Consider the following 22,455-nt stretch of genomic DNA (forward strand, 5'->3'; position numbering starts at 1 on the left):
TAATTATATTGAGATGTTTTATAACCCGAAACGACAACATAGTTCCAATAATGGGCTATCGCCGTTAGAGTATGAGCGTCAATATTTTAATGAGGCTAAAAGTCGTCTAGTGAAGTAGTGGCGATTCAGTTGTCTTAAAAGACCAAGCTGCACAAATTTATCTTTTGTTTGTTCCCGTAATGGATCTGAAGGTACAACTACTAGAGTTTTTTTGAAATGGCCAGCTACAACGATAGATAGAATTGTCTCCGTCTTTCCGGTTCCTGTTGGCATCACTAGAGTAGCAGCGCTACTGTCGTCCGATCTTTCGAAACCAAGAGCAGCAAAAACCCCACCTATCTGAGGTGGCCTCAATCCTTCAATGCCGTTAGCGACATTTTCTTCCCTAAATAGAAAGTTTGAATTACACCAAGACTCGTATATGTCTTCATGAGAAAGGTGCACATCATCTATCGGTAACCAAGTCAATGTGCTAGAGCCGATTTTGTGTTCGATTTTTTGTGCCACCTAAGCCTCTCAGTTAAAAGTGATTTTTGGGTCAATTTACCATCAATCATACTGTTGTGTTATTTGCACGGTGTTGTGGGGTGGTCCTCACGTTACCAAAGCATCACATGCTGATAGTGCCAACACATCGGTATTATTTACTGTACATCTAGTTCAGTCATCAAGATGTGATGGTGTTAGCAGCCGACAATTGGCTAAGAAAATCACAAATGCAGGCAGAGTTGTTCTGACGCATAATCGTAAACTAGGTACATAGTTAACCATTACCAAAAGTAGGTCAACTAATGACAACAGTATGGAGTCCATATTGTAGAGCTAAGCAACTTTGGGGCAAAAATGAGTCAGACATAATCATCATAAAACATCAAAAATGATCAAACTATATAACTTTGGTCAAATTTTATTATCTGACTCCACTTCTGGAGGGGCGTAAGCATCTTTCGAAACGAAAATTTTGATTGGCGGGGTATTTTCAGGTGATATTGAACTGAAGCCCCCAAATATGACTTTTATCAAATCTATCACCTCATGATGAATCATCAAACCATGATGAGTTTAATGAAAACTAACAACCATAAGAGTGAATATCTGCTTTGACGTACTGGTACTTCTTGCCAGATAGATTCACACCAGTTAATCGATAACTCTCCATTACAGCCCCAAAAAGGACTCATAATCTTCGATGTTATGCCTTTATTTGATATTTCAAATACAACCTTAAATTTGTTCGATTTAAGGAGAGGGGATCTTAATTTTGACCCTAAAAAATGTTGTATTTATATACAGATGTAACTCTGGTGAGGCTGTAATTGAAAGGAAATCAGCAGTTAAAAAAAAAGAAGCCGATAAGCTTCTTTTTCTTCCTAACCAACTGATTTAATTAGGATAAATGTGGTGGCCCCTGACAGACTTGAACTGTCGACCAAGCGATTCAGTCATTCCTATACTTTCGTAAAGGGCTGGACTATATCATCATCCTTGCAATGCAGTAGGATGTCGGACGCTAATGTCGTATTACACAGCAAGATCGTGCTGAACCAACTAGTCTCTGAACCTTCCCTTCACGCCTGAAGGGCTTGGCTGCTGATTGGCATGAGATAGTTATCTATCCTTTAGCTTTCCAGCAATTCATCCGATTTTTCCGTATGTTATTACTAACATAGGTCACAAATAATAATTTATGAGTCGCCTGCTCTAACCACTGAGCTAAGGGGCCATATTGTATTGCTAATACGCAAAAGCGAACTAGGCTTTTTGTCATCATATCAGCTTCTGCTGATAATGAAAAAATTCCATCAATTCGAAGTTCTAAATACAACCTCGAAACAACCCCCCAATAAGAACCAGTGACCAATCGATTATGAGTCGACTGCTCTAACCAACTGAGCTATAGGGCCATTTGATGGCGTTTTATAGAAAACAGGCTGGATTATAAGTAATCCAGCCTGCCGTGTCTATTGCCTAACGTACTGTTTGCGCAATAAATAACCTATTCATCGAGGAAACTGCGCAATTGTTCGCTACGACTTGGATGACGTAGTTTACGCAGCGCTTTGGCTTCAATCTGACGAATACGTTCACGCGTTACATCAAACTGTTTACCAACTTCTTCGAGGGTGTGATCGGTATTCATGCCAATACCAAAACGCATCCGCAATACCTTCGCTTCACGCGGTGTTAGACCTGCTAAGACTTCCTGTGTTGCAAATTTCAGGTTGTCGTTCGTTGCTGCATCAACTGGCAATGACAACGTGGTATCTTCGATAAAGTCCCCTAAGTGCGAATCTTCATCATCACCGATCGGTGTTTCCATCGAAATCGGCTCTTTAGCGATTTTCAGCACTTTACGGATTTTATCTTCAGGCATCATCATCCGTTCTGCCAGTTCATCAGGGTTTGGCTCACGGCCCATTTCCTGAAGCATCTGACGGCTAATCCGGTTCAGTTTGTTGATGGTTTCAATCATGTGTACCGGAATACGAATAGTACGAGCCTGGTCAGCAATTGAACGCGTAATTGCCTGACGGATCCACCATGTTGCATAGGTTGAGAATTTATAACCGCGCCGGTATTCAAATTTATCAACCGCTTTCATCAAGCCAATGTTCCCTTCCTGAATCAGGTCGAGGAACTGCAGGCCACGGTTGGTATATTTTTTGGCAATTGAAATAACCAAACGCAAGTTGGCTTCAACCATCTCTTTTTTCGCCCGGCGGGCTTTTGCTTCACCAATGCTCATTCGACGGTTGATGTCTTTAATGCTCTGGATAGTTAATCCAGTTTCTTCTTCAACCTGATGCAGTTTGCTAATGCTGCGGCGTACTTCTTCTTCCACTTCTTTAAGCGCAGGAGCGTACGATTTAGCAGACGCTAACTGTTCATCTAACCATGCTGCTGATGATTCGTTGCCAGCAAAAGCGTTCACAAATGCTTTTTTCGGCATTTTGCTTTGCTCAACACACATCTTCATGACTAGACGTTCTTGGGTACGAACGCGGTCCATCATTGAGCGCATGCGTGCAACGATTTTATCGAAGACTTTAGGTACCAGACGGAAAGTATGGAACACTTCACTTAACGCTTCGATACTTTCACGAGCTGCTTTGCTGTCACGACCTTTTTCGTTGATGGTGGCCAGAGACTGCTCATACACTTCACGCAGTGCGGTGAAGCGCTCTTTAGCGAGCTCTGGATCGATCCCTACATCTGAATCGTCATCTTCATCATCGTTGTCGTCATCATCGTCATCGTCGTCATCATCGTCGCGATCACTTTCAGCCAGTTCCGAGCCAATATGTGTGGCGGTCGGTGCGGCATCTTCAACTTCGCTCTCATCCAGAAAGCCGGATACAATATCACCAATACGCAGTTCTTCTGCCTGGTACTGGTCATACATATCTAATAACATCGCGATGGTGTCAGGGTATTCAGCAACTGAACACTGAACCTGATTAATCCCATCTTCGATCCGCTTGGCGATATCAATTTCGCCTTCGCGCGTTAACAGTTCCACGGTACCCATTTCGCGCATGTACATCCGCACTGGATCGGTTGTGCGGCCAATTTCCGACTCAACTGAGGCTAGCGCTTGAGCAGCTGCTTCAACCGCATCTTCGTCGGCGGCATTTTCTGCCAGCATCAGTTCATCGGCATCCGGCGCGTTTTCATAGACCGTGATACCCATGTCGTTGATCATTTGAATAATATCTTCAACCTGATCTGAATCGACAATGTCTTCAGGTAAATGATCGTTCACCTGTGAATAGGTGAGATAGCCTTGCTCTTTACCCTTTGCTAAAAGGACTTTGAGTTGTGACTGTGGGGTTGGCTCCATAGAGATCATCCGCTAGTTAAGTTACGCTTGCTACACATCGATAACGTTTCACTTCATTGAGTGAAACATCGTAATATAGCATAAATATGGGCTAAATTTGTGAGTTCAAGTCAAATTGATGAAAAAATATTCATCATCCTGGCTTACCGTCTTGCTTCAATTCAAGCACTAATTTCGACATTTCTAATTTCTCCTTTCGGGTTAAATGAACGCCGGGTTGCTGCGATTTATGCAGCAACTGGTCATAGCGCTGTTGCAGAAGCTGTTCGACAAAACTGGCGAGAATATCATTTAGTTCTTGAGTATAGCCGTTAATACCGATGAGCTCGTCGCCTTCCAGATCAAAACTGGCCATTTTGTTTAATGCGGCTGCCTCAGGTCTATCTCGCCATCGTTCCAGCAACTGTGCTGTGGTTATATCCGTTTTTTGTTGAATCTGTTCAATCAGTTCAACTAATAAATCACTCCCCTTAAGCGGCAAAGCTTTTAAAAAGTGCATGTTTGGTGCACTTAGCGCGGCCTGCGGATATTGCAGGACAATCGCAATGGCTCTGCGCATTGGGGTCAGCTTCACACTCGGAGCTGTATTTTTACGAGCCTGTTTGGGCTCGGAAAAAAATCGTTCAATACGCTGTTCATCCCAGCGCAGCCAACGGGCTAATGTGGTTTTTAACATATCTTGATAAAAACCTGCCTGGACTTGTGTAATCAGTGTCCTAGCTTCGTTCGCTAAGTGGCTTTTCCCGGCATCGGTGCGGGTGTCTATCTCATTGGATAGTTTGCTAAACATAAACTCTGAGAGCGGCTGTGCTTGATGCAAGCGCTGTTCAAAGCCTTCTTTGGCAATTTGGCGCACCAATGTGTCTGGGTCTTCGCCATCAGGTAAAAACATAAACTGCATTTCAATGCCATCGCGCAGCTGTGGCAGGGCGTTTTGAAGTGCTCGCCATGCCGCATCACGTCCAGCACGGTCTCCGTCATAACAGCAAATCACGCGATTGGTCGCGCGAAACAGCATTTGTAGCTGTTCAGATGTGGTCGATGTACCAAGGCTTGCTACAGCGTAATCAACACCAAACTGAGCCAGCGATACCACATCCATATAGCCTTCAACGACTAAGATCTGATCGATGTGTTTATGTTTTTGCCTGACTTCATAAAAGCCGTATAACTCTCGTCCTTTATGAAATATATCCGTTTCTGGAGAATTCAAGTATTTTGGTGTGCCTTCTCCTAAAACACGCCCCCCAAAGCCGATATGGCGGCCTCGGCGATCTCGAATCGGAAACATCAACCGGTCACGGAATCGGTCATAACGATGTTTTTTTTCGTTTTCGATCAACATACCGCAGCGCAGTAGTTGATCGCTTGTAGCGGTGCTTCGACCAAACTGTTTGGCGACACTATCCCATTCATCGGGGGAGTAGCCGATTCCGAATTCTTTAACGATTTCTCCGCTCAGGCCTCGTCCTTTAAGGTAATCGATCACCATCTCTTTGCGCGGGTTATGGCGCAGTTGATACTGATAAAAACGATTTACCTGAGTCATCAGTTCATAAAGGTCACGGCTTTTTGCTTGATTTTGATATGCGCTGTTGGTGTTTGAGTGACCGCTCTCTTCGCGCTCAACTTCAACACCGACCATGGCTGCGAGCTCTTCAACTGCTTCGACAAAATCAAAGCGTTCGTACTCCATTAAAAAGCCAATAGCATTACCATGTGCGCCACAACCAAAGCAGTGATAAAACTGTTTGTCAGGACTGACGGTAAAAGAGGGAGTTTTTTCGTTATGAAATGGACAACAAGCCTGATAGTTTTTGCCGGCTTTTTTTAAATGAACTCGCTGATCAATTAAACTGACGATATCTACTCGAGATAACAGATCATCAATAAATTGCTGCGAAATTCGACCAGCCATACACCCTCAGCTTTGCTTAAACGTTTGCCGATACTGCTTAGACAGAAACAGACAAGCCGCCCACTCAGCCGAGTGTGCGGCTTGTCCGAAAATCACAGGAGATTAATCAGTTTAATTTGCTTCGGACAAGCCCGCTGATTGCTCCCATGTCGGCACGGCCTTGGACCTGTGGTTTCAACACGCCCATTACCTTGCCCATGTCCCCCATGCCGCTAGCGCCTACTTTGTCGATTGCCTGAGTAATTAACTGGGCAACCTCTTCGTCGCTAAGCTGCTGCGGCAAGAATTCCTGTAATACAGGGATTTCTGCCAGTTCATGCTCTGCCAGGTCTTCTCGACCTGCGTCGTGAAACTGCTTAGCAGCATCCTGACGCTGTTTCACCATTTTGGTGATAATGGCAATAATGCGGTCATCGCTAACTTCAATGCGTTCATCAACTTCGAGCTGTTTGATTTCAGCCATGACCATACGCAACGTACTTAAGCGGGCTTTATCTTTGGCCCGCAGTGCGTCCTTCTGAGCGTTTTGCAATTGAACTTTCAGGGACATTTTACTTTAAACTCTTTTGTGAATTGTCTAACTAACTTAATCCAAATAAATCAATTAGTACAGACGAACGCGACGTGCGTTTTCACGAGCCAATTTTTTAGCATGACGTTTAACAGCTGCAGCTTTTGCACGTTTACGAGCAGCAGTTGGTTTTTCATAGAATTCACGACGGCGAACTTCAGAAAGAATACCTGCTTTTTCGCAAGAGCGTTTAAAGCGACGCAGTGCTACGTCAAATGGTTCGTTTTCACGTACTTTAACTACTGGCATATGCCGATCACCTCAGGGGTTTTAGTTAACGGCTGAGTTATTTCAGCCTGACTGTTTAAAAATGGTGCGAAATTTTAATCAAAAGGGGGGGCGCTTGTAAAGCTCAATTTTACTTCAATCTGGTTTCTGTGCGATAACACGAGTAAACTATGCGCCCATCTTGGAGCACTCGGAGCTAAAAACATGCGCGTTCTCGGTATCGAGACCTCTTGTGACGAAACTGGTATCGCTATTTACGATGACCAGTGTGAGTTATTATCTCACCAACTCTACTCACAGATCAAATTACACGCTGATTACGGTGGGGTTGTCCCTGAGCTTGCCTCACGCGATCACATTCGCAAAGTGATCCCGTTAATTGAGCAGGCCCTAAAAGATGCTGACTCAACTAAAGATGATATCGATGCGGTCGCTTACACTGCAGGCCCCGGTTTGGTAGGTGCATTATTAGTTGGTGCAACAACTGCTCGTTCGTTGGCGATGGCTTGGGGAAAACCTGCTGTTGCTGTTCATCATATGGAAGGGCATTTGCTTGCGCCAATGCTAGAAGAACCGGCTCCAGAATTTCCATTTTTAGCGCTTTTGGTCTCAGGTGGCCATACCATGATCGTGCGGGTCGATGGCATTGGTCAGTATCAAATTATGGGCGAGTCGATTGATGACGCTGCCGGTGAAGCCTTTGATAAAACCGCTAAACTAATGGGGCTTGATTACCCAGGCGGGCCGAGATTGTCAAAATTGGCCGAGCAGGGCGTTGCTGGGCGCTTTAAGTTTCCACGACCAATGACAGACCGTCCCGGGCTTGATATGAGCTTTTCTGGGCTTAAAACATTTGCAGCCAATACCATTGCTGACAGTGGTAATGATGAACAAACGCGTTGTGATATCGCTTTGGCTTTTGAGCAAGCGGTGGTTGATACGCTGATTATTAAATGTCGCCGAGCTCTGGATGAAACTGGTTTTAAACGATTAGTGATTGCCGGCGGCGTGAGTGCTAATAAACGACTGCGCGCTGATTTAGGCGATATGATGCATAAACGCGGTGGTGAAGTGTTTTATCCGCGCACTGAATTTTGTACCGATAATGGCGCAATGATAGCGTACGCTGGAATGCAGCGCTTTAAAGCCGGGCAAACGCAGCCACTGGCAATTAGTGCAACACCGCGTTGGCCGCTGGACCAGCTGGCACCGTTATAAAAGACAATCGATAAACTAAGCGTGAGTGATTGTTAGGGGCTGCTGACGTTTAGTGATTCGTTTTGCAGCCTGCTTATTTAGCCCAAAAAGCCACTCAGATTACACTGCATTCAATGTGTTTAATTGAATAAATCAACTACGAAAGGTTAACAGCGCTTTGGCATCACTCATTTTTTTTGGCGGCGATTGACGATTTTCGATTCAGTCTGATTCCACAACCTTAAAATATTGCTGTGGTGGCGCAAAATAATCAAACACGCCAACATTGATACAGGCAACGTATATTCGGGTTTAATCAACCAGGTGAATAGGGGCGCAAGTAATACGGTTAATAGCGCTGCTGCTGATGAATAGCCAGTGACCAACAGTACGATAAACCAAGTCACAATGAGTAGGCCGCCTAAATCAAGGCCAATCGGCAGCACAGCGCCAAATGCTGTGGCAACACCTTTGCCGCCTTCAAAGTGAAAGAATATAGGAAACATGTGGCCAAAACAGACGGCAATGGCAATGCCGCCTAAGATAATCGGTGGCAAGCCAGCGAAATAACCGCCCCAAACAGGAATGACCCCTTTGAGCATATCAAGTAACAGGACTAATACAGCAGGAAAGCGTCCACCAAGGCGATAGACATTTGTAGCTCCGGGGTTTTCAGAGCCGTTGTGGCGAGGGTCGGGTAAATGGAACAGGCGGCTAATGAGCACAGCACTTGAGATTGACCCGATTAGATAGGCCCCGATAATAAATATAAATCCAATAATTCCCATCTTAACCAATCCAATTGCATTCACTGATTCCTAAGTTAAGCGATTTGAGCTATCATCGCCCACTTAAATTACATTATTCACGCGATCACCTAGTAGGTAATCATACGTGGTTTATCCGCGCTACGCTATGGTGAACATCAAGTAGGTTTGACATTAATGGATAAAGTTTTTATTGAGAACCTGTCTATTTTGACCACGATTGGCGTATACGATTGGGAAAAACAAATAAAACAGCAGTTAGTTTTAGATTTGACCATGGATTGGGATAATCGACTGGCTGCATCAGAAGATGAACTCCGTCACGCTTTAAACTATGCTGCAGTGAGTGAAGCTGTCACTGCATTAGTTCAGGGCCAGCCATATGAGCTGATAGAAACCGTTGCTGAGGAAGTTGCGCAACTGATCTTGAATGAATTTGAGGTTTCTTGTGTGGAAGTAACCGTGCGTAAACCTAAGGCCGTTGCAAATGCAGGCTGCGTGGGTGTGAAAATAGTGCGGGAGTGGAGCGGCGCATAATGGCGCGAGTATATATAGGTATTGGTAGTAACTTAAATCGAGAACACTCATTATTAAGAGGCCTTGATTTAATCGAACAATTGGTTGGTCAGTTAACCCGCTCAGAAATCTATCGCTCTGAAGCGGTCGGTTTTAATGGGCCGGATTTTTATAATCTAGTGGCAGGTTTTAATACAACCCTTGAGTTGTCAGAGCTTTGCCAAAAGTTACGTGAGATAGAGTACCATTGTGGCCGACCACAAAATGCTAAAAAATGCTCGTCACGTACGCTTGATATTGATATTTTACTTTATGACCGAGTTGTTTGTGAGTCACCGTGTCTTTTACCTCGCCCTGAAATCTGTTTCAATGCGTTCGTTTTACGACCTCTCGCTGAGATTGCAGGGGCGTTAGTTCATCCGCATACAGGGTTATCACTGGAGCAAATGTGGCAACAATTGGCCGTGAATGCTATCCCTTTGACTCGTGTAGACGATAGTTTTTTGACCAATCTGAGTACTGTTTATGACTACAATGCATGTCATCTTTCTTTCCCTCATCCAGGGATTTACTGAATTTTTACCTATTTCTAGCTCTGCTCATTTAATTCTTCCTTCGCAATTATTCGGCTGGCCGGATCAAGGACCAGTATTTGATGTGACGGTTCATCTTGGTACGTTATTAGCGGTTTTAGTGTACTTTCGCCATGATGTCCGTCGGTTGTTAGTCGCTTGGTTTGCTTCGATTTTTAAACGCAAACACAGCAGTGATAGCAAACTGGCTTGGTTTATTATTCTGGCGACCATTCCGGCAGTTGTGTTTGGTGGATTGTGTAGTGACTGGATTGAAACCTACACTCGCTCGGCGGGTGTTATTGCGGCAACAACGCTGATTTTTGGACTGTTGTTGGGATGGGTTGATTTACAAATGCCGCAGCGCTTTGATAATTCCCATATGAGCTTTAAACATGCCTTATACATTGGGATTGCTCAAGCCATTGCTGTCATTCCTGGTACATCTCGCTCAGGGATCACTATGACCGCTGCCCGCCAATTAGGTTATACCCGTGAGGCTGCGGCTCGCTTCTCCTTTTTGTTGTCTATCCCGATTATTCTCGGTGCTGGCACATTGTTAGGTGTTGAAGTGGCGCACTCATCAGTCACGATGCCATGGCATCAGCTAGGGCTTGGGTTTGTCTTATCATTTGCCAGTGCGCTGGCTTGCATCTATTTCTTCTTAAAATGGATCACCAAGGTCGGGATGCTGCCATTTGTGATTTATCGTCTGCTGCTCGGTGTCGTTCTAGTGTGGATGACGATTTAGCTATCTAATCGATTAAAAATCTATTTTTATCTTTGATTAAACCCTCTTATAGAATATATGAAACTATTGGTTAAATAATGGTTTTATATATTCTACCTTTAGGTTACTTTTATGAAAAAAATGAGTTAAATGAAAAGTAATCTCTCATCTATGTCACTTTTTTATTGATATTCATATTAAGTTAATTTAATTTTCACTGTTGTTGTAATAATAAAAAATTAATTGGAACTTTGAGATAAATAATACATTTGTATGAGTAAAGGAATATATTAATGAAAAAATATATAATGACAGGATGTGTTCTTATTCTATTAGCTTTAACTGGATGTGCTTCTTCTGGAAATCAATCATTAAAAAATGAAACATCAGCGACGGTTCAATCAAAAATCACTAAAGGTGTAACGACTAAAAGTCAGGTTCGACAACTATTTGGTGATCCTGCTAAAACATCGTTTACAGACGCAGGGAACCTGATTTGGGAGTATGATTTAGCTGATGTATCAAGCGATGCGGTAAACTATATTCCGATTGTGAATTGGTTTGGATCATCTGCTTCTGGAACCAAAAAACAGCTTATCGTAATGTTCAAAAAAGATGTCGTTTTCCAATACTCCATGTCCAACTCCCCAGTATCTATTAAAACAGGCTTATATAAATAGTCTGATATAAGCACATAGAAATAAAGTAATTGAATGCCATATCAAATGATATGGCATTTTTATATTTAGTTAAAATAACTAAATTGTATTATGTAATTATAATACTTTTGTGTGAAAAATTAGTATTTAATTATGAGTGCTAGATTTTTATTATCTAGATAATAAAGAAGCTTATCTGCTTTTTAGTTCTAACTACTATTGAGTGTTCTTTTTTCGTTTAACAACGTTTGATCGCATTTTCTCTGTACATTAGAATTTATTGTTTATTTTGAAAATAAACGAGCATCTACCATCGTTCTTTAGTTTTACCTGCCTAAAATCAGCAAATAAAACTGTGTTATTTTTATACAATTGGTAAGTTGTTGAAACTTATGCGTTAGAGATTTATGACGCTTTTACGATCTTTTTCGATTGGTTCTAACAGCGGCCGAAGTCGTACTACACTTTTAGAAGCAATCAGCTCGGTGAGTATGATTTATTCTAATTTTACCAACCATTCGGATAATTAAAACTAATCCGAATGGTTGGGGCGGTTGCAAATGGATTATCTGTTTTATGATTATTTTTTGGTGAAATATTCCTAAATATAGAAAACCATATGATTTTTTCAGACTTATAGGGCTATATTTGTGTGTTTTCTCTGTTTATTTGATTATGTGATAAATGGGTAAGATTGATGGAATGATTATTTAAATTTGGGTTTTGGCGCTTTCATGTGCCTTAGCTCCATGTTTATAATCAGCGTATTCATTCGCCGTATCTGCCCCCAATTTGGATACGGTGAACAGCTATCAAGCAAGGGAAACAACATGGTAAAACAGACTGTGCTGTATGAGCAGCACCTTCGCGCTGGTGCCAAAATGGTCGATTTTCATGGTTGGCTAATGCCTATCCATTATGGCTCTCAGATTGAAGAACATCACAGTGTCAGACGTGATGCGGGAATGTTCGACGTTTCGCATATGACGATTGTGGATATCGAAGGTGCGCAGGCTCAAGCGTTCTTACAGAAGTTGCTCGCTAACAATGTCGGCCGGCTTAAAACACCGGGTAAAGCACTATACAGTGCAATGCTCACTCCTGATGCCGGTGTCATCGACGATCTCATTACCTACTTTTTTAGTGAAACCCACTATCGCATGGTTGTTAACTCAGCCACCCACGATAAAGATCTCGCCTGGTTGAATCAGCAAAGCGCAGCTTTCGATGTCACTGTGACTGAACGCCCTGAGCTTGCGATGATTGCAGTTCAAGGTCCAAATGCGATAGCTAAAACGCAGCAGCTTTTGTCGCCCGAGCAAGTTGCTCAGTTAGATGGAATGAAGCCATTTTTTGGTAAACAAGTCGATGACTTATTCATCGCCACCACCGGTTATACCGGTGAAGCTGGTTACGAAATCGTCGTGCACGAAGATAACGCCAGCCAGCTTTGGCAGCAGTTACTGGATGCTGGTGTCGCACCTTGTGGATTAGGCGCTCGCGATACGTTGCGCCTTGAAGCCGGCATGAATTTATATGGTCAGGATATGGATGAAAGTGTTTCGCCATTAGCTGCCAATATGGGTTGGACGATTGCTTGGGAACCGCAAGAGCGTGATTTTATCGGACGCCAAGCATTAACGGCCCAAAAAGAGCAGGGCACTGACAAGTTGGTCGGCTTAGTTATGGAGCAAAAAGGGGTTATGCGCCAGGGCCAAGAAGTTCTTCTTGAAGAAGGCTCAAATAGCGTGGGTGTGATTACCTCCGGTAGTTTTTCTCCGACATTAGGTTTAAGTATTGCATTGGCTCGCGTAAGCGCAGATGTTCAAGACAGTTGTGTTGTGCAAATGCGTAAAAAAGCCATTAAAGTTAAAGTGGTTCCACCTGTGTTTGTGCGCAATGGCAAACAGGTTTGCTGACAATTTTTAAAGGAATATCTGATGAGTGACATCCCTAGTGATTTAAAATTTACCACCTCGCATGAGTGGGTTCGTAAAGAAGGTGACGGTGTTTACACCATTGGCATTAGCGACCATGCTCAAGAATTATTGGGCGATATGGTTTTCGTTGACCTACCTGATGTTGATGACGAAGTCGCCGGTGGCGATGACTGCGCAGTAGCTGAATCAGTTAAAGCGGCATCTGACATTTATTCACCGTTAAGCGGCACAATTGTGGCGATTAACGAAGAGCTTGAAGACAGTCCAGAGCTTTTAAACTCAGACCCATACGGCGATGGCTGGTTATTCCAGATTAAATCATCTGATGTAGAAGAATATGAACAGTTGCTAAGTGCTGAAGAATATCAGAACTCTCTTGAAGAAGAAGAGGAATAAGCAACCAAATTGTCGCGCCCTGACACTTGTGTCGGGGCGCGTTTCATTATCGAAACGATAATCCCCCCCAAATAAGCAAACTTGCAGGAATTTGTCATGTTGGCGTTACACGAACTGACCCAAACAGAGGATTTTATCCGTCGCCATGTTGGTCCGGGCGAACAAGAGCAAAGTGAAATGCTCAAAGCATTATCACTAGACTCGCTGGATAATCTGATTCACGAAACGGTGCCAGAAGATATCCGTCTTGCGCAACCTTTAACTATTGGCGAGAGCAAACCTGAAGCTCAGGCTTTAAGTGAACTCAAAGCGATTGCTCGGCAAAATAAAGTTTATCGCTCTTATATTGGCATGGGCTATTACGGCACCCATATCCCGAACGTTATTTTACGTAATGTGTTGGAAAATCCTGGTTGGTACACTGCCTACACGCCATATCAGCCTGAAATTGCGCAGGGTCGTTTGGAAGCGCTATTAAACTTCCAGCAGATGACCATGGATTTAACGGGCATGGACTTGGCAAACGCATCATTGCTTGATGAAGCAACTGCCGCCGCGGAAGCCATGGCAATGGCTAAACGGGTTAGTAAAAATAAAAAGTCCAACCTATTTTTTATTGCCAACGACACGCATCCACAAACCATTGATGTGGTTTGCCAGCGTGCGGAATTCTTCGGGTTTGAAACCATTATTGGTGAGCCAGAACAGCTCAGTGAGTTAGATGTTTTTGGAGCACTGCTGCAGTATCCCGGAACAACAGGGCAAGTACGTGATTTAACGCCACTGATTGAAATGGTTCATGCTCGCAAAGGGATAGCCTGTGTTGGGGCAGACCTGATGTCGCTGGTGTTATTAAAAGCACCCGGTGAGATGGGCGCTGACGTAGTATTTGGTTCAACTCAGCGTTTTGGCGTGCCGATGGGCTACGGTGGTCCGCATGCGGCATTTTTTGCCACCCGTGATGCGTATAAACGCTCAACTCCGGGACGAATCATTGGGGTATCCAAAGATCGCCGTGGTAAAAACGCTTTGCGTATGGCGTTGCAGACCCGTGAGCAGCATATTCGCCGTGAAAAAGCTAACTCGAATATCTGTACCGCTCAGGTGCTTTTAGCCAACATCGCATCTTTTTATGCTGTCTTTCATGGCCCTCAAGGGTTAAAAACAATCGCTCAGCGTATTCATCGCATGGCTTCTATTGTTGCTGCCGCAGCGCATGCGCACGGTGTGAGTGTTCGCTTTGATCAGTTCTTTGATACCGTTACGCTTGATGGCATTGATAAAGAGCAAGTGCTTGCTCGTTCCCAGCAAGCTCAAATTAACGTACGCAGTGACCTAGATAATGCGGTTGCCGTAAGCCTTGATGAAACCACAACGGCAGCTGATTTAGCTATTTTGCTAGAAGTTTTATTTGGTAAAAGTGAGCAGATTTCAGTGGACGCGTTAGATGAACAAGTGCGCAGCCAGCCGAATATTGCCACAGAACTGCTGCGAGTGTCAGCGATTTTAACGCATCCAGTATTTCATCTGTATCGCAGTGAAACAGAAGTGCTGCGTTATATTCGCCGCTTGGAAGGACGCGATTTGGCGCTTAATCACTCTATGATTGCGCTAGGCTCGTGCACGATGAAATTAAACGCAACCGCGCAGATGATTCCAATTACTTGGCCAGAATTTGCTAATTTGCACCCATTCTGCCCTAAGGAGCAGGCAGCAGGTTATACCCGGCTTATCGCCCAATTAGAGAAATGGCTGGTTAATATCACCGGTTATGATGCGATTTGCATGCAGCCAAACTCGGGCGCGCAAGGTGAATACGCAGGATTATTGGCTATTCGCCATTATCAAGCGAGCATTAATCAGGCGCAGCGTGATATCTGTTTAATTCCAAGCTCGGCTCATGGGACTAACCCAGCATCAGCACACATGGCTGGCTTAAATGTAGTGGTTGTTGAGTGTGACAAAGCTGGCAACATCGATGTTGAAGATCTTAAAAGCAAAGCGCAAAAATATTCTGAGCAGCTTTCCTGCATCATGGTGACTTATCCTTCAACTCACGGTGTGTATGAACAGAGCATTCGTCAGATCTGCGAGATTATTCACCAATACGGTGGCCAAGTTTATTTAGACGGCGCCAATATGAACGCGCAGGTAGGGCTGACTTCTCCAGGCTTTATTGGTGCTGATGTATCGCATCTGAATCTGCATAAAACCTTTGCCATCCCTCATGGCGGTGGTGGCCCAGGTATGGGACCTATCGGCGTTAAAGCTCATTTGGCTCCGTTTGTTCCAGGCCACAGTGTGGTTAAAGGTGAATCAACCCAACGCGCTGTTTCAGCAGCACCATTTGGGAGTGCTTCGATTTTACCTATTTCTTGGATGTACATTGCGATGCTCGGCTCTAAAGGATTACGCCGCGCCAGTGAAGTTGCAATTTTAAATGCGAACTACATCGCTAAATCGCTTAGCGAGCATTATCCAATTTTGTATACAGGTAATAATGGTCGCGTGGCGCATGAATGTATTATCGATTTGCGGCCATTGAAAGAGCAAAGTGGTATTAGCGAACTAGATATTGCTAAACGCTTAAATGACTATGGTTTCCATGCGCCAACGATGAGTTTCCCAGTGGCTGGAACGTTGATGGTTGAGCCAACTGAAAGTGAGTCAAAAGCTGAATTGGATCGTTTTATCGAAGCGATGATAGCGATTCGTCATGAAGCAGACCAAGTGAGTGCAGGCCAATGGCCAAGTGATGATAATCCGCTGGTGAATGCGCCGCATACTTTGGATGACTTAATCGAAGAGAACTGGACGCATCCATATTCAAAAGATATTGCTGCCTATCCATCAATTGCGGTTCGCGCTAATAAATTCTGGCCTTATGTGAATCGTATTGACGATGTTTATGGCGACAGAAATCTCTTTTGTTCGTGTCTGCCACTTGATGCGTATCGTGAAGAATAAGTGTTTGTGAGGGCGAGGAATGAAGTTGGTTAACGATTTAATGAAGATGGTTATTTTAATTAAGTTGGTTAATCGATCATTCTAGTACTCTTTGATGAAGGCGAGCCGAGAGGTTCGCCTTTTTACTAAGTTGCCTTGCCTAAATTGTTCATGCCCATCAACGTGTCAGCTTGATCTTAGCTGGCACGAAAATGCTCCAAAACGAGTTAACTCGTTGTCTGAGGCGCAGTCAAAAACAGACGTTCTAGTCTAGAAATTTTCGTCCTAACTTCGTGCGCGTTTTCACATTCCAATATGAATAAATGTTCTTAAAATCATGTGATTATAAAATCTATGGGTTAGATAATAGGTGGAAAAACGCGCATACGCGTTTTTCCAGATGGTATATTTAATAGAATGCTGATAAGTTCTTTTTATACAGATAGTTAACTGTGCGCGTTTTTACTGGCCAAACAAGATAAATGCGCATGCGCACTAATAAAATGTTATGCGTACTAGGAAATAAATGGAATTACCTTCATACGAAAAAGATCATTATGAATTAGACAACGGAGAAGAAATTCACCGTGAATATCCTGATTCATTTTGGATCCCTGAGGCGGCCAAAAGAGAATCTCTAAAGCCTGGTGATATTGTTAAGCTTATTTTTCGCTTGGAAGAAACTAAAGGCTCGGATGAAATATCGGTTGAGCGCATGTGGGTGGAAGTAACAGAGGTAACCCCTCCTTTTTATAAAGGTACTTTAGACAATGACCCGATAGACAGTGATTGTGTAGTCTGCGGGCAGTCAGTTACTCTCAATCCATGCCATGTAATTGCAATTTATGAAGAATGAAACACATAACAAGGCAAGGCAGCATCACACCTTTGGTGTTGGACTCGCTAAAGCTCGCCGCTGCTTGCGGCGTTATGTCGCAAGGTGATTTATGGAATGGGCTCTTATCGAGGCTGAATTGATGGCAGCATTCGAATTACTGCCGAGCAATACAGTAGAGTCTGATAACGGCTACAGAAAAGATGATTTCTTAGACCATATCAATGCAAATGAACTGCTGTTAGCTATGGAAGAGCTAGATGGGGTAATCGAAGATAATCCAAGCCCTTCTAAGGAGTTTTGGCATCACTTAATTAGTGCCTCAAAGCTGATGGGCAATATTCATCTAATCAAATATGAGTCCGTATTAAATGCAACATAACAAGCCGCTCAAATTCGTTCCGGCCACAAAAAGCGTGGCCTCCACCGGACTCGCCAACGCTCGCTGTTTAGCGGGGCATTAGAGGTCTTATGGAGATCGTAGAATTTCATGGAGTAAGGTGTCTTGAAAAGCCGCTTGAGGATTGGCAGAAATTTGTATGCAAGCATCTTAAAGATATGGTTACCGACCCAGAGTGTGGAAAGCCATCGTCAGTAAATCGAGTGCTCCAAGATGGCAGTAGAACATCAGAGATTTTCTTAATAGTTAATGGTCCATTGCCAGACATTGAGTCGGGTACAAATTCACCTCTCATTAAAAAATCTGACCATATTGAGTGTGGCCAATGTTGGATTAACGTGTATGCATCAAAAAACCTCTAACAAAGCGTTGAAATCAGTCGCTGCGCTCCTTGGAACCTCCAAAAGCTACGCTTTTCCCGGCCCTTTAACACGGCGTTATATGTTGGAGAGTTAATGCCACAATTAGAACAAATATTGACGGAATGGCTTTCTAATAAATTAAGTGATTCAGAATATTATAAGTATCTTATTGACCATTGTAGTGAATGTGAAAGTAGATTCACACGAGGCAAGTTTTTACAGCTTAAACATTTTAATCGCGTAGTAGCTCGTGAAATTTTAGATGAGCTCGCACCTTGTGATTTTTGTAACAAGGAATTTACGATAGAGAAGCTTTTTTCATTACGCGATAATCCGAATTTTGAACTAATTAACAAACCAGATTTTGTTAATATTAGTTTTCCGTATTCAGGTGTAATGGGTCCAGAGCAATATGCTCGATGTAAAAAATGTGGAAGTATACTTTTGTTTATCGCACCAGAACGGGAATTTAAAGGTTGGTGGGGTAAGGTGGGGTAAAACATATAATAAATCGCTGCAATTGACAAAATAACTGTCACGAATTTTGGTTCCCAAAATGTAGCGCCAGCTATTTTGCAACTGAGCTCAGCGTTAGGGCTCAGATATGAATCGAGCATTTGGGAAAGTATTCAAAAGCGAAAATGGCATTGGGTACGGCGTAATCAGAAAAACCAAGGAGCCATTTCCTGAAGTTTTATCGGCTTCGGAGGTCCTGGCCGAAGACGATTGTGGTAACTATTTGGTTTTACTAAATGATGCCGTTTGCTTCTGGGATCACGAAACAAATGAGATCGAGGTTCTTTCTAATTCAATAGATGAATTCGTTTCAAGGTGCTCGACTCCAGAAGAAGTAGAACTAGAGCCAGGCCAAGTTGAATCGGCTTGGATAGACCCCAAGTTTGCGAAGAAATTCGGCATCACGAGCAAGTCCTAACAAACGCATTAAAGTGGGCGGAGCGTTATAACCCAAAATGATCATTGAGCAAGCGCTAGAATTCCTAGGCAAACATCAGCCTTTGCCATCGGATGAAGAAATATCAGAAGCTGAGATTGATACTTTCAACGAAGTAAGAAAGTTCCTGATTTCAAACCCTGACGAACGTGCAATTCCTCTTGTACTAAATGCGTTTGGCGATGAAGACGGATTTGGCGTCTACCAGGTTTGTGATGACATATTTAGACCATTTAAACCTGAGGTTGTTTTACCTCACTTAAAAAATGAATTGGCAAGTAAACATTACGGGGTTCGCTATTGGGCTGCCCAGTGGGCAATGGAAATCAATTCACTTGATATAGTTCCTGAAATAAACGCTATGCTAGCAACCCCGGAAGATACGGAGGCTCACTATTATTGTGTTGCCGCGCTCATGGATATATGGCAAAAGACAAAAAATCCGTTTGTGTCTAAGTCAATAATTGAATTAGGCGGTAAATCCAAGAATACAGATATCTCAGAGCTAATCGATGAACACAAAACACAAAAATAAGGTTATAACAAAGCAATGTTGCGGACTCGCTCTGCTCGCGCGCAAATTGTGGCGTTAGTTGTTAAAAAGTCCGGAGATATTAATGACGTCAAAAGAGGTAGTGATTTCATTTTGGGAAGCGATGAAATCCAATGATTTTACCAACGCTTGTGAATGGCTTTCCGAAGATTTTGAAGGTTTTTGGCCTCAGAGTTCCGAACTTATTGTTGGACGTAAAAATTTTACAGCAATAAACAGTTATTATCCTGCAAACGGAAAATGGTTATTTGACATCAATTCTATAGTTTGTGAGGACAAAACGGTTGTAACGGATATATCAATCACTGATGGTGAATTCAAAGCACGAGCAATAACATTTCACACAGTCGAAAATGATTTAATTAAGAAGCAAGTAGAATTTTGGCCAGAAGATTATCCAGCACCGGAGTGGCGCTCGAAATGGGTCAAAAGGGTAGAAGTGTGAAATACAACTAACAAAGCAAAACAATGGACGCTTAACGCTTCGGTGCTTGTTGTTTTAGGTTTTAAATGTGCTGTAACATTGGTGAAAGCGCCACTGTTTGCGGCGTTAAGTTTTTCTTGAGTTGAAGTAGATGAGCGAGCCATTTGATAGATCAATTCCTGGATACACAGAGCTGACGGATTGGCCTAAGCCACCGCTATATCCTGAAAAGATAACCGAAATATGTCTTTATCGAAATGGAGCGGTTGTTGTCGTAATACATGGAGGTTTGAGCTTCAATTTTGAGCCAAGTCTTGGGCGCCTCTGTTATGGTGAGAGTCATAGAGACGAAAATGCTGCCTTTATTAAAAAGGACTCACCATTCGAAGCGCAGCTATATGCTTATCTGGAAGCTGCGAGAAAGAAATTGAGTCATGAAGAGTTTTCTGTATCAGATATCAAGCTTTTCAATAATTGTTTTAGCAAAGCCAAGGTTTATTCTAGTGTGTAAAAACAGAACAATACAATCAATACCCGCCAGCAAGTTGGCTCGGATCTCTGTTCCGGCGCGTCGCTCCTTCACTACGGCCCGTTATTGTAGGCGTTAGCAGAATAGAAGGAATATTTGATGTCAGTGGAAGAAGTGGTTAGAGGTTTTATTGAACAAGTAAGGTCTGGGAAAAATCCAGACTTAGTCAGCAAGTATCTAGCCCCAGTAGTTGTAGCGCATCAGATTGTTTCTGGAGTCTCAGAAGCAATTGAAAGAACACCTGAAAACTATCGTGAACATGTAGAAGAATTTTTAGAAGTTTACGGTCATTTCGAGCTCTCAATCGAAGAGTTTTTGGTTCAAGGTCAAAAGGTTTATGTGCGTTGGCGTCAAGACGGTCACCATGAAGGTGTAATTTATGGTTACGAGCCGACAGGTCTAGAACTTTCTACAGTAGGAAGCGCTGTGTACCGAGTTAGTGAAAATCAAATAGTGGAATATTGGATTCAACAAGAGAATCAAGGTTTACGAGAGCAGTTGGAAACCAACCTTAAGAAATTCAGCTAACAAACGAGTATGTGTAGAGGCTTTTGTGTAGCGTCGTTACTCGCACAGTTAATTAGGTGTTAGCTTGCTCCCTTTGTGTAATTAGCTCAAGCTGGCCCGAACATCTGCAATCGTGATAAATAACTTGTTTTCAGCATGTTGAAATGCAGTGAAGCCGTATTTCTCGTAAAAGTGCAATGCGCCATCTTTTGCGTCAACGATAACGACTGGAAAGGCTACAGTGTCACTAGCTGTTAATAATTTACGAAGGGCATCAATGAGTAACCATTCGCCGAATCCTTGGCCTTTGTAGCGTTCATCAACGGCTAAACGGGCAATAAGTCCGCCAGACGTTGATGAATGGTGTTTTTTTTGAAGTTTGCTCGGTAAAGCTTTTAGATCAATTGGTGTCATGGTTAAGGTATAAAACCCAATAACTTTCGAGTTATCGGTTTCATCTTCCAGAACAAAGGTTCTGGTATTATCTTTTTTAGCTTGTTGACTGGCCATAACTTTCAGATAGTTATTGAGCGCGTTGATACCACAGTTGAATCGGTTTCTATCATGTTTAGCCTTGTCGAGAAGTACCGTATTCATTGTTGAGTTTTTCCTTCGTAGCGCTGGGCTGCCACTTTCAGTTTTGTATTCGCTTTTGCTGGTTGGTCGAGAGCATCCATCAGTAACATAGCGTCAATTCTGCTTAGTTTGAGGGTTTCTTCACGCTCGATAACCTGTTTAGCTTTTTCAATGGCAGCGTTCAGTACAAAAGAATTAATGCTAGACATACCGGTAATGGCAGCGGCTGTAGTCAGTAAATCTTGTGTATCAACATCTACTCTGGCAGTGATACGGGGTAATGTAGAGGCCATAGTTTTCTCCTTTGTGTCAAAGTGTCACACAAAACATTATGGTATTAAAGTCAAAATTAATCAATAAAAGTGTCACTTTGGCACATAAATAACAAGTTGTTAAACCGTAATTTGTAACGCGCGGTATTCTTGGTTTGCAGGTAATTTGGTTTTTATAAAGCTGTGTAGCAGCTTCTGTGTAGCGTCGTTACTCGCACAGTTAATTTGGCGTTATGCATAAAAAAGAATAACCAAAATGATTAATGGTATTTTGAAAATTTCAGAAAGCATTTATATCTTGCTTAAATTCAGAACGAGAATTAAAACTGCCTAGTGATATTTTAAAATAATTAATTATTTATAATTAGTACTTTGCTTACGTAAATAAATTCGTTGCTCTCACTTGAGCATTATGGGCAATCAATCAGTGTATTAGCTGATTGTTTTTTATTGATAACAACAATATTAGCAGGATATTTAGCCTGTTACTTCATGCCGTGAAACTATAATGATTCGCCATTTCTCTAATCTAATTCTGAGGGTTAACTCAATATTTATTTCGTGTTGGAAGCATCTAATAGTGGCTATGACAGTAAGCATGAAATACCTGTTGCCACAGCTTTGAAATGAAACTCTAAGCTATACGTAACCTGCCTGTTCGAAGAGGAAAAAAGTGGACAATCAGGAGTTTTAATTAGATTTATATTGATAGATTTGTCTGTATTTAAAGGTTGGCTAAAAAAGAATATAAGTAAAAAACTGCT

The 22,455-nt window shown here is 42.7% G+C and carries 25 protein-coding genes; 17 read left to right on the forward strand and 8 right to left on the reverse strand.

Features of this window, described 5'->3' with window-relative positions; all coding sequences use genetic code 11:
- On the forward strand, positions 1–118 hold a 118-nt coding region (locus ABTQ23_RS10665), incomplete at its 5' end, for an IS3 family transposase (protein ID WP_408615903.1).
- Here ABTQ23_RS10665 and ABTQ23_RS10670 read toward each other — a convergent pair.
- The 5 genes from ABTQ23_RS10670 to rpsU all read right to left on the reverse strand — a co-directional run bounded on the left by ABTQ23_RS10670 (position 79) and on the right by rpsU (position 6,579).
- Positions 79–507 carry a DEAD/DEAH box helicase family protein gene (locus ABTQ23_RS10670; RefSeq protein ID WP_408615709.1) on the reverse strand — a complete coding sequence of 143 codons (429 nt, stop codon included), beginning with the start codon at positions 505–507 and terminating at the stop codon, positions 79–81. The genes ABTQ23_RS10665 and ABTQ23_RS10670 overlap by 40 nt on opposite strands.
- Before the next feature lie 1,489 nt (positions 508–1,996).
- A complete protein-coding gene (gene rpoD / locus ABTQ23_RS10675) occupies positions 1,997–3,841 on the reverse strand; it encodes an RNA polymerase sigma factor RpoD (protein ID WP_408615710.1) in 1,845 nt (614 codons plus the stop codon).
- 133 nt (positions 3,842–3,974) lie between these two features.
- A complete protein-coding gene (gene dnaG, locus ABTQ23_RS10680) occupies positions 3,975–5,759 on the reverse strand; it encodes a DNA primase (protein WP_408615711.1) in 1,785 nt (594 codons plus the stop codon).
- Positions 5,760–5,865: 106 nt separating this feature from the next.
- Positions 5,866–6,309 (reverse strand): GatB/YqeY domain-containing protein, encoded by a 444-nt coding sequence (locus ABTQ23_RS10685; RefSeq protein WP_408615712.1) that lies wholly within the window; start codon positions 6,307–6,309, stop codon positions 5,866–5,868.
- Between the two features lie 54 nt (positions 6,310–6,363).
- On the reverse strand, positions 6,364–6,579 hold the full coding sequence (gene rpsU, locus ABTQ23_RS10690; RefSeq protein ID WP_131912597.1) for a 30S ribosomal protein S21: 216 nt from the start codon (positions 6,577–6,579) through the stop codon (positions 6,364–6,366).
- 183 nt (positions 6,580–6,762) lie between these two features.
- Between rpsU and tsaD the strand changes: the two genes are divergently transcribed.
- Positions 6,763–7,776: a tRNA (adenosine(37)-N6)-threonylcarbamoyltransferase complex transferase subunit TsaD gene (gene tsaD / locus ABTQ23_RS10695; RefSeq protein ID WP_408615713.1), complete on the forward strand. Its 1,014-nt coding sequence runs from the start codon at positions 6,763–6,765 to the stop codon at positions 7,774–7,776.
- Between the two features lie 167 nt (positions 7,777–7,943).
- On the opposite strand, the gene plsY is transcribed toward tsaD, so the two are convergent.
- Positions 7,944–8,543: a glycerol-3-phosphate 1-O-acyltransferase PlsY gene (gene plsY, locus ABTQ23_RS10700; RefSeq protein WP_408615714.1), complete on the reverse strand. Its 600-nt coding sequence runs from the start codon at positions 8,541–8,543 to the stop codon at positions 7,944–7,946.
- A 156-nt stretch (positions 8,544–8,699) separates the two neighbouring features.
- Between plsY and folB the strand changes: the two genes are divergently transcribed.
- The 15 genes from folB (at position 8,700) to ABTQ23_RS10775 (ending at position 20,864) form a co-directional block, all read left to right on the forward strand.
- On the forward strand, positions 8,700–9,059 hold the full coding sequence (gene folB, locus ABTQ23_RS10705) for a dihydroneopterin aldolase (RefSeq protein ID WP_408615715.1): 360 nt from the start codon (positions 8,700–8,702) through the stop codon (positions 9,057–9,059).
- Positions 9,059–9,613, forward strand: coding sequence for a 2-amino-4-hydroxy-6-hydroxymethyldihydropteridine diphosphokinase (gene folK, locus ABTQ23_RS10710; RefSeq protein WP_408615716.1), 555 nt, complete (start codon positions 9,059–9,061; stop codon positions 9,611–9,613). Before folB ends, folK begins: the two co-directional genes overlap by 1 nt.
- A complete protein-coding gene (locus ABTQ23_RS10715) occupies positions 9,564–10,361 on the forward strand; it encodes an undecaprenyl-diphosphate phosphatase (RefSeq protein WP_408615718.1) in 798 nt (265 codons plus the stop codon). The genes folK and ABTQ23_RS10715 overlap by 50 nt, the downstream gene beginning before the upstream one ends.
- Before the next feature lie 272 nt (positions 10,362–10,633).
- Positions 10,634–11,020 carry an SEN1984 family lipoprotein gene (locus ABTQ23_RS10720; protein ID WP_408615719.1) on the forward strand — a complete coding sequence of 129 codons (387 nt, stop codon included), beginning with the start codon at positions 10,634–10,636 and terminating at the stop codon, positions 11,018–11,020.
- An 809-nt stretch (positions 11,021–11,829) separates the two neighbouring features.
- Positions 11,830–12,918, forward strand: coding sequence for a glycine cleavage system aminomethyltransferase GcvT (gcvT, locus tag ABTQ23_RS10725; RefSeq protein ID WP_408615720.1), 1,089 nt, complete (start codon positions 11,830–11,832; stop codon positions 12,916–12,918).
- A 21-nt stretch (positions 12,919–12,939) separates the two neighbouring features.
- The gene (gene gcvH, locus ABTQ23_RS10730; RefSeq protein WP_408615721.1) at positions 12,940–13,335 is read left to right on the forward strand and encodes a glycine cleavage system protein GcvH; all 396 of its coding nucleotides are present in this window, start codon (positions 12,940–12,942) and stop codon (positions 13,333–13,335) included.
- A gap of 96 nt (positions 13,336–13,431) precedes the next feature.
- On the forward strand, positions 13,432–16,302 hold the full coding sequence (gcvP, locus tag ABTQ23_RS10735; RefSeq protein WP_408615722.1) for an aminomethyl-transferring glycine dehydrogenase: 2,871 nt from the start codon (positions 13,432–13,434) through the stop codon (positions 16,300–16,302).
- Between the two features lie 505 nt (positions 16,303–16,807).
- Positions 16,808–17,137, forward strand: coding sequence for a DUF2314 domain-containing protein (locus tag ABTQ23_RS10740; protein WP_408615723.1), 330 nt, complete (start codon positions 16,808–16,810; stop codon positions 17,135–17,137).
- A 91-nt stretch (positions 17,138–17,228) separates the two neighbouring features.
- Positions 17,229–17,498, forward strand: coding sequence for a hypothetical protein (locus ABTQ23_RS10745; protein WP_408615724.1), 270 nt, complete (start codon positions 17,229–17,231; stop codon positions 17,496–17,498).
- Positions 17,499–17,971: 473 nt separating this feature from the next.
- A complete protein-coding gene (locus ABTQ23_RS10750) occupies positions 17,972–18,376 on the forward strand; it encodes a hypothetical protein (protein WP_408615725.1) in 405 nt (134 codons plus the stop codon).
- A gap of 106 nt (positions 18,377–18,482) precedes the next feature.
- Complete coding sequence (locus ABTQ23_RS10755) at positions 18,483–18,812, forward strand: SMI1/KNR4 family protein (protein ID WP_408615726.1); 330 nt, start codon at positions 18,483–18,485, stop codon at positions 18,810–18,812.
- Between the two features lie 37 nt (positions 18,813–18,849).
- The gene (locus ABTQ23_RS10760) at positions 18,850–19,365 is read left to right on the forward strand and encodes a hypothetical protein (protein WP_408615727.1); all 516 of its coding nucleotides are present in this window, start codon (positions 18,850–18,852) and stop codon (positions 19,363–19,365) included.
- An 82-nt stretch (positions 19,366–19,447) separates the two neighbouring features.
- On the forward strand, positions 19,448–19,828 hold the full coding sequence (locus tag ABTQ23_RS10765; RefSeq protein ID WP_408615728.1) for a nuclear transport factor 2 family protein: 381 nt from the start codon (positions 19,448–19,450) through the stop codon (positions 19,826–19,828).
- Between the two features lie 130 nt (positions 19,829–19,958).
- The gene (locus tag ABTQ23_RS10770; RefSeq protein WP_408615729.1) at positions 19,959–20,318 is read left to right on the forward strand and encodes a hypothetical protein; all 360 of its coding nucleotides are present in this window, start codon (positions 19,959–19,961) and stop codon (positions 20,316–20,318) included.
- A 117-nt stretch (positions 20,319–20,435) separates the two neighbouring features.
- On the forward strand, positions 20,436–20,864 hold the full coding sequence (locus tag ABTQ23_RS10775) for an ester cyclase (RefSeq protein ID WP_408615730.1): 429 nt from the start codon (positions 20,436–20,438) through the stop codon (positions 20,862–20,864).
- Between the two features lie 81 nt (positions 20,865–20,945).
- On the opposite strand, the gene ABTQ23_RS10780 is transcribed toward ABTQ23_RS10775, so the two are convergent.
- Both ABTQ23_RS10780 and ABTQ23_RS10785 read right to left on the reverse strand, forming a co-directional pair.
- Positions 20,946–21,440 carry a GNAT family N-acetyltransferase gene (locus ABTQ23_RS10780; protein ID WP_408615731.1) on the reverse strand — a complete coding sequence of 165 codons (495 nt, stop codon included), beginning with the start codon at positions 21,438–21,440 and terminating at the stop codon, positions 20,946–20,948.
- Positions 21,437–21,712, reverse strand: a complete 276-nt coding sequence (locus ABTQ23_RS10785; RefSeq protein WP_408615732.1) for a type II toxin-antitoxin system TacA family antitoxin — start codon at positions 21,710–21,712, stop codon at positions 21,437–21,439. The genes ABTQ23_RS10780 and ABTQ23_RS10785 overlap by 4 nt, the downstream gene beginning before the upstream one ends.
- Between the last annotated feature and the right edge of the window lie 743 nt (positions 21,713–22,455).

The sequence above is a fragment of the Celerinatantimonas sediminis genome (assembly GCF_046054195.1).
Lineage (GTDB): Bacteria > Pseudomonadota > Gammaproteobacteria > Enterobacterales > Celerinatantimonadaceae > Celerinatantimonas.